Here is a 6965-nt window from a genome sequence, read left to right as displayed (position 1 = left end):
CGACGATTTCAGTCGCAACACCTTTTTCTTTCAGGCGTACGGCTTCTTCCACAGCGATTTCGCAGAAGGGGTTCATCGACATCTTGACGTTGGCGAGGTCAACGCCGGAGTTGTCCGCTTTGACGCGTACTTTAACGTTGTAATCGACCACTCGTTTGACAGCTACAAGAACCTTCATGGATTCCTCGTTACTCTCCGGTGAAAAGAAAGTCGCCTAGGCGAACCTGGCGGTTGATGCTCATCAGCACAAGGGCACCTCCAAAGATCGTTGCTTTGCTTATAGACGAGTACCGACGATTCCCCGTGCGACCGTCTGTCCGATGTGACTAACAAGTCATACACCGAAAGGACGTGTAAACTCCGCTCAAAAAATGGCAGGCTCCTACAGGCTTGTGCCTATGCCCTGTCTTTAGAGGTGCTCTTGAAACCAACAATCAGCCTACGGCGAGCGCAAAACCGCCCGTATCTTGACCGGAACGCCTTTTGCGGTCAATACAGCAAATGGGCCAGTTTTGAGCCGCGCGTCTTTGATTTATCTGGCTTGCAGCGGATTCAAACAAACGTTTGTATTGGACGCTGCTAGTGGTGTAGATATAATGCCCGCCCATCAGAGAGAGCGGTGCGTCATCCATTGATTCTTCAACCTCGGGGTCGAGGGCGTAATGGATGAAGTGCCAAACCTCCAATTAGAAAAATACCGTTGAGCCTTGAGTAGGAGAGAACCTGTGGAACGCGAATACATGGAATTCGACGTGGTCATCGTCGGCGCCGGCCCTGCCGGTTTGTCCGCCGCCTGCCGCTTAAAGCAGAAGGCCGCCGAAGCCGGTAAAGAAATCAGCGTCTGCGTGGTTGAAAAAGGCTCCGAAGTCGGTGCTCACATTCTATCTGGTGCTGTTTTCGAACCCCGTGCCTTGACCGAATTGTTCCCGGACTGGAAAGAACTGGGCGCTCCGCTCAACACTCCAGTGACCCGCGACGACATCTATGTACTGCGCAGCGATAGCACTGCGACCAAGGTGCCTGACCTTTTTGTGCCTAAAACCATGCACAACGAAGGCAACTACATCATCTCCCTGGGCAACCTGTGCCGCTGGCTGGCGCAACAGGCCGAAAACCTGGGCGTAGAAATCTACCCCGGCTTTGCTGCTCAAGAAGTCCTGTTCGACGAAAACAATGTGGTTCGCGGGATCATCACCGGCGACCTGGGCGTTGACCGTGAAGGCAACCCTAAAGAAGGCCTGTACACCCCGGGCATGGAGCTGCGTGGCAAGTACACCCTGTTCGCAGAAGGCTGCCGTGGCCATCTGGGCAAGCAACTGATCGAACGCTTCAAGCTCGACAGTGAGGCCGACGCCCAGCATTACGGTATTGGCCTGAAGGAAATCTGGGAAATCGACCCGGCCAAACATCAGCCAGGCCTGGTCGTCCACACCGCTGGCTGGCCGCTGGACATCATCAGCAGCGAAAACACCGGCGGCTCTTTCCTGTATCACCTGGAAAACAACCAGGTCGTTGTCGGCCTGATCGTTGACCTGTCCTACAGCAACACGTTCCTGTCACCGTTCGACGAGTTCCAGCGCCTCAAGCATCACCCGGTGCTCAAGCAATACCTCGAAGGCGGCAAACGCATCAGCTACGGCGCCCGCGCCCTGGCCAAAGGCGGTCTGAACTCCCTGCCAAAAATGGTTTTCAACGGTGGCGCACTGATTGGTTGCGACTTGGGTACCATGAACGTGGCCAAGATCAAGGGCAGCCACACTGCAATGAAGTCCGGCATGCTCGCAGCAGAAGCTGTGGCCGAGTCACTGCTGGCGGACTCCGAAGGCGGTGACGTGCTCAACACTTACGTTGAGGCCTTCAAAGCCAGCTGGCTGTTCGACGAACTGTTCGCCAGCCGTAACTTCGGCCCGGCGATGCACAAGTTCGGCCCGATCATGGGCGCGGGCTTCAACTGGATGGATCAGAACATCTTCGGCGGCAAACTGCCGTTCACCCTGCACGACACCAAGCCAGACTATGCGTGTCTGAAACAGGCCAAAGACTGCAAGAAAATCGACTACCCGAAACCCGACGGCAAGCTCAGCTTCGACAAGCTCAGCTCGGTGTTCATCTCCAGCACCAACCATGAAGAAGAGCAGCCGTGCCACCTCAAGCTGCGCGACCCGAGCATCCCGATCAGCGTCAACCTGCCGCTCTACGACGAGCCGGCACAGCGCTACTGCCCGGCGGGCGTGTACGAGGTGATCACCCAGGAAAGCGGCGAAAAACGCTTCCAGATCAACTCGCAAAACTGCGTTCACTGCAAAACCTGTGACATCAAGGACCCATCGCAGAACATCACCTGGGTAACCCCGGAAGGTGGCGGCGGGCCGACTTACCCGAACATGTAAGTCAAAAAGGCTCCTTCGGGGGCCTTTTTTATTGCCCCCGGATTTGTGGGAGCGGGCTTGCTCGCGATGGGATCGCCCAGATTTGCCTGACAGACTGCGCTGACCGCATCGCGAGCAAGCCCGCTCCCACAACAGGCCCGTCACACCGGCTGGCTAGCACCCACCCCTTCATGCCCCGGGCTGCGCTCGAAGTAGCGCTTGTACTCGCGACTGAACTGCGAAGTACTTTGATAGCCCACGCGCTCCGCCACCTGCGCCACACCCAGCCCCTCGCTCAATAACAATTGCTGTGCCCGCAACAGCCGCAAACGCTTGAGGTACTGCACCGGCGACAGCAAAGTGCTGCGCTTGAAATGCTCGTGAAACGTGGATGCACTCATGTTCGCGCAACGGGCCAGGGTCTCGACATTCAGCGGCTGCGCGAAATGCTCATGCAAGTAACTCAACGATGCCGCCACCCGAGCAAACTGCCCTTGCTGCTCGACCAATGCCCGCAACACACCCGCCTGCGGCCCGCGCAATGCCGCGAACAACACTTCGCGCAGCCGTGCCTGGCCCATGATCCGGCACTCCATCGGATCATGCAGGCAACGCAGCAGGCGCTCGACGGCGTGGCGCATGTCGTCATCCAGTACCGCCGACGTCATCGACTCAGGCGTCTGCGCCACGGCACTGCGATCCGGGGCCAGCCCCATCGCCAGCACCAACTCCCCCAGCACGGCGCGATCAATACTGATTGCCACCCCCAGCAGAGGCGCGTCCTCGGAGGCAAAGGTTTCACACTCAAAAGGCACTGACAGCGCCTGCACCAGATAATGCCCTGCACCGTATTCCATCGTGCGCTGCCCCAGATAGGCCAACTTACTGCCTTGGGCAATCACCATTAGGCTAGGCTCATAGATCTGCGGCATACGGGCCACTACCCGGCACGCAGAAACAACCCGAACTTCAGGTAACAAGGTGGACACAAAACCGGTTTGTGTCGCCAGCGGTTCGATCAGAGACACCAGCATGGCGTTCTCGTCCCGGTGACGGGTCAAAAGCATGGAGAAATTTTCACAGGAGGAATAGACAGCTGCATCTTCGCAGAATTGGTCAATAAAGCGACAGCAGACCTGTTACTCCGGAGTATTAGGCATGACACACGGAGGAATCGTCATAGTCCTGCAAAGCATCCAGGCGCAAAATCCCCCCCTCTACACAGTCAACGTTTCGCGAGGTTCTCATGTCCACTGTCACTTATAACGCTATCGGTTATGCCGCTCAGAACGCCAAGGCCCCACTGGCGCCGATGCAGTTCAACCGTCGCGCCCCCCGCCCGGACGACGTCGCCATCGAAGTGCTGTACTGCGGCGTTTGCCACTCCGACATCCACCAGGCGCGCAATGACTGGGGCTTCGCGACTTACCCCCTGATGCCTGGCCATGAAATCGTCGGCAAGGTGACGGCCATTGGCGACAAAGTCACCAAACACAAGGTCGGTGACCTGGTCGGCGTGGGCTGCATGGTCGACTCGTGCCGTACCTGCTCGGCCTGCAAGGAAGATCTTGAGCAATACTGCCTGGAAGGCATGACCCAGACCTACGCCAGCCCGGACCGTATCGACGGCACGCTGACGATGGGCGGTTACTCGAACAACATGGTGGTCAGCGAACACTTCGTGCTGAGCATCCCGAAAAACCTCGATCCGGCCAGCGCCGCACCGCTGCTGTGTGCCGGCATCACCACCTACTCGCCACTGGTTCATTACGGTGTTGAGCCGGGCGACAAGGTCGGGATTCTGGGCATGGGCGGCCTGGGCCACATGGGCATCAAGTTCGCCAAGGCCCTGGGCGCTGAAGTGACGCTATTCACCCGCTCCCAGGCCAAGGCCGAAGAAGCCTACCGCCAAGGTGCAGACCACGTGATCGTGTCCACCGATGTCGAGCAGATGAAGGCCGCTGCAGGCACCTTCAACTTCCTGCTGGACACCATTCCGGTGCCGCACGACCTGAACCCGTACCTCGAAACCCTGACGTTTGACGGCGTGCACATTCTGGTGGGCCTGATCGAACCGGTTGAACCGGCACTCAACGCCTTCAACCTGGTATTCAAGCGCCGCGTGCTGGCCGGTTCGTTGATCGGCGGCATTGCCGAAACCCAGGAGATGCTGGATTTCAGCGCCGAGCACGGGATTACCTGCGACATCGAAATGCTCGACATCAAAAACATCAACGAAGCCTTTGAGCGTGTAGTTAAAGGCGACGTGAAATACCGTTTCGTGATCGACATGAAAACCCTGAAAGCCTAAGCCAAGGGTTTTAGCCGCCCAACTCCGCCGATATCTGTTGTGCGGCATGGGTAATGACCGGGATCAACCCGGTCATTTTCTCATGGGGCATATACGGCACAGTGCTGGCGATACTGATGGCCGCGACGATCTGCCCGCTGGCATCACGTATGGGCGCAGCTACACAGCGGATCGACGGTTCGTTGTCTTCCAGATCAAACGCATACCCTCCCGCCACATACCCGCGCATGCGCTCCTCGAACTGCTCCCACGACGGCTCCTGATGATCGGGCCACAACGGATTTTTGCCGCCTGCGCTCTGGCCGGCTTCATACAGGCGCCGCCATTCGTCCAGGGACGCATCCAGCAACATGGCCTTGCCAATGCCGGTACGTGCCATCGCCATCCGGTGCCCCACCCGCGAACGCATCTCCGGGCCATTTCGCCCCGGGTTCTTGTGCAGGTACAGCACCTCATCCCCCTCGCGCACCGCCAAATGAATGGTATCGCCGGTCAAGGCTGACAATTGATCCAGATACGGCTCGGCCAGCGTCACCAACGGCAGCTCTTCACGGGCCTGAAAACCCAGCTCGATCAGCTTGGGCCCCAGCAAATATCCCACTTTGGGCAACACCCGCAAATAACGCTCATCCACCAGGCAACTGGCCAGGCGATGGGTGGTGCTGCGCGTGGTCCCGATCACCCGGGCGATGTCCTTGAGGTCACGCGCGCCATTGGCCACGGCCTGAACCACCGCCAGGCCGCGGAGCAAGGTTTGAGTACCGGTCGGAGCGATTTTCGTGGAGTCGTCCTGCATAGCCAGCCTTTCCATTGATAGGTGAGAACCGGGCAGCATTATGGTCGCCCGGCTGACTGACGGCTACAGCTCGATCCGCTCGACCTTGCCCACCAGCAAGATGTAGGACAACGCCCCCAGCAGCGCCAGCACCGAAATATAGGTGATTGCCGGGGCAAACGAGTCGCCGGTGGCCAAAAAGCCGATCACGATGGGCGTGGTAATCGCCGACAGGTTACCGATCAAATTGAACACCCCGCCGGTAAGCCCCAGCAGCCGCGCCGGTGCCAGTGTCGACACCAGGGACCAGGTAATCGACGCCAGCCCGTTGCCGAAAAACGCCAGCGCCAGAAACGCAATCACCAGCGGCGTCGAGTCGACAAAGTTGGCGCCAATGATCGAGGTCGAAATCAGCAACCCGCCAATGATCGGCAGCTTGCGGGCAAAGCCCACCGAGTAGCCGCGACGAATCAACCAGTCAGAAAAGAACCCGGAACACAGCACGCCCACAAACGCCGCCAGAAACGGCAACGAAGCCAGCAAACCGGACTTGATAAAGTCCATGCCGCGGTATTTCACCAGGTAGGTGGGGAACCATGTCAGGAAAAACCACAGCGTCGAATTCAGGCAGAACTGCCCCAGATAAATGCCCCACAGTTTACGTTTGGTGAGCACGATCCCCAGGTCCAGCCAACTGAACGCCGCCTTGCGTTTGGCGGTCTGGCTCTGGATATCCACCAGCCCGCCCCCCTCGGCGATCAAATCGATTTCAGCCTGATTGACGCCCTTGAAGTCCCGGGGTTCGCGGTACACCGCGTACCAGATAGCGGCCCAGGCAATCCCCACCGCACCGGTGCTGACAAATACCATATGCCAGCCCCAGTGATGCTGCAGCCAGGCCAGTACCGGCGTCAGAAACGCCAGGCCGACAAACTGCCCTGAGGTGTAAAAACCGATGGCCGTAGCGCGCTCGCGCTCCGGGAACCAGGTGGTCACCACCCGGCTGTTGATCGGGTACGCCGGGGCTTCCAGGGCACCCACCGCCATGCGCAAGACGAACAGGGCGATAAAGCTCGCGGCAAAGCCGAGCATCACCGTGGCCACCGACCACAGCAGCAAGGCGACGCTGTAGAGAATACGCGGCGGCACCCGATCCACCAGCCAGCCGCCGGGGATTTGCATGGCGGCGTAGGTCCAGCCGAAAGCCGAAAAAATCAGCCCCACATGCACCGGGTCCAGCCCCAGGTCGGTGGTCAGTGCGGGGGCGGCAATCGACAGGTTGCTGCGGTCCAGGTAGTTGATCACCACGGTGATGAACAACAGCACCATGATGAAAAAACGCTTGCGGCTAGGCGCCACTAAAATCGCGGGCGCGACAGTGCTTGCAGATGACATGGGCATGCCTCTTTCTTATGTTTATTGAGGTCGTGGGGCAGAACCTGTAGTCGCTGCCGCAGGCTGCGAAGGGGCCATCGGTGCTTGCGATATAACGTGTTGCTACGCAACCCTT

The 6965-nt window shown here is 58.8% G+C and carries 5 protein-coding genes and 1 pseudogene; 2 read left to right on the top strand and 4 right to left on the bottom strand.

The features are described 5' to 3' along the window. Positions 1 to 178: pseudogene (locus tag AACY07_RS06100) on the bottom strand (electron transfer flavoprotein subunit beta/FixA family protein); the annotation flags it as partial. Between the two features lie 547 nt (positions 179 to 725). Here AACY07_RS06100 and AACY07_RS06095 point away from each other — a divergent pair. Further along, the gene (locus AACY07_RS06095; RefSeq protein WP_339473904.1) at positions 726 to 2390 is read left to right on the top strand and encodes an electron transfer flavoprotein-ubiquinone oxidoreductase; all 1665 of its coding nucleotides are present in this window, start codon (positions 726 to 728) and stop codon (positions 2388 to 2390) included. Between the two features lie 140 nt (positions 2391 to 2530). On the opposite strand, the gene AACY07_RS06090 is transcribed toward AACY07_RS06095, so the two are convergent. Continuing rightward, positions 2531 to 3436, bottom strand: a complete 906-nt coding sequence (locus tag AACY07_RS06090) for an AraC family transcriptional regulator (RefSeq protein ID WP_339473902.1) — start codon at positions 3434 to 3436, stop codon at positions 2531 to 2533. Between the two features lie 179 nt (positions 3437 to 3615). On the opposite strand from AACY07_RS06090, the gene AACY07_RS06085 reads away from it, so the two are divergent. Continuing rightward, positions 3616 to 4680, top strand: a complete 1065-nt coding sequence (locus tag AACY07_RS06085; RefSeq protein WP_339473901.1) for an NAD(P)-dependent alcohol dehydrogenase — start codon at positions 3616 to 3618, stop codon at positions 4678 to 4680. A 10-nt stretch (positions 4681 to 4690) separates the two neighbouring features. Here the strand turns inward: AACY07_RS06085 and AACY07_RS06080 are convergent, their stop codons facing one another. Further along, positions 4691 to 5476 carry an IclR family transcriptional regulator gene (locus AACY07_RS06080; protein ID WP_339473900.1) on the bottom strand — a complete coding sequence of 262 codons (786 nt, stop codon included), beginning with the start codon at positions 5474 to 5476 and terminating at the stop codon, positions 4691 to 4693. A 63-nt stretch (positions 5477 to 5539) separates the two neighbouring features. Beyond that, positions 5540 to 6850 carry an MFS transporter gene (locus AACY07_RS06075; protein WP_133075634.1) on the bottom strand — a complete coding sequence of 437 codons (1311 nt, stop codon included), beginning with the start codon at positions 6848 to 6850 and terminating at the stop codon, positions 5540 to 5542. Positions 6851 to 6965: the final 115 nt, after the last annotated feature.

Source organism: Pseudomonas sp. RL_5y_Pfl2_69 (genome assembly GCF_963970465.1).
Lineage (GTDB): Bacteria > Pseudomonadota > Gammaproteobacteria > Pseudomonadales > Pseudomonadaceae > Aquipseudomonas.
Note: the sequence above shows the minus strand (reverse complement) of the source record. Positions and strands in the feature narration are given on the sequence as shown.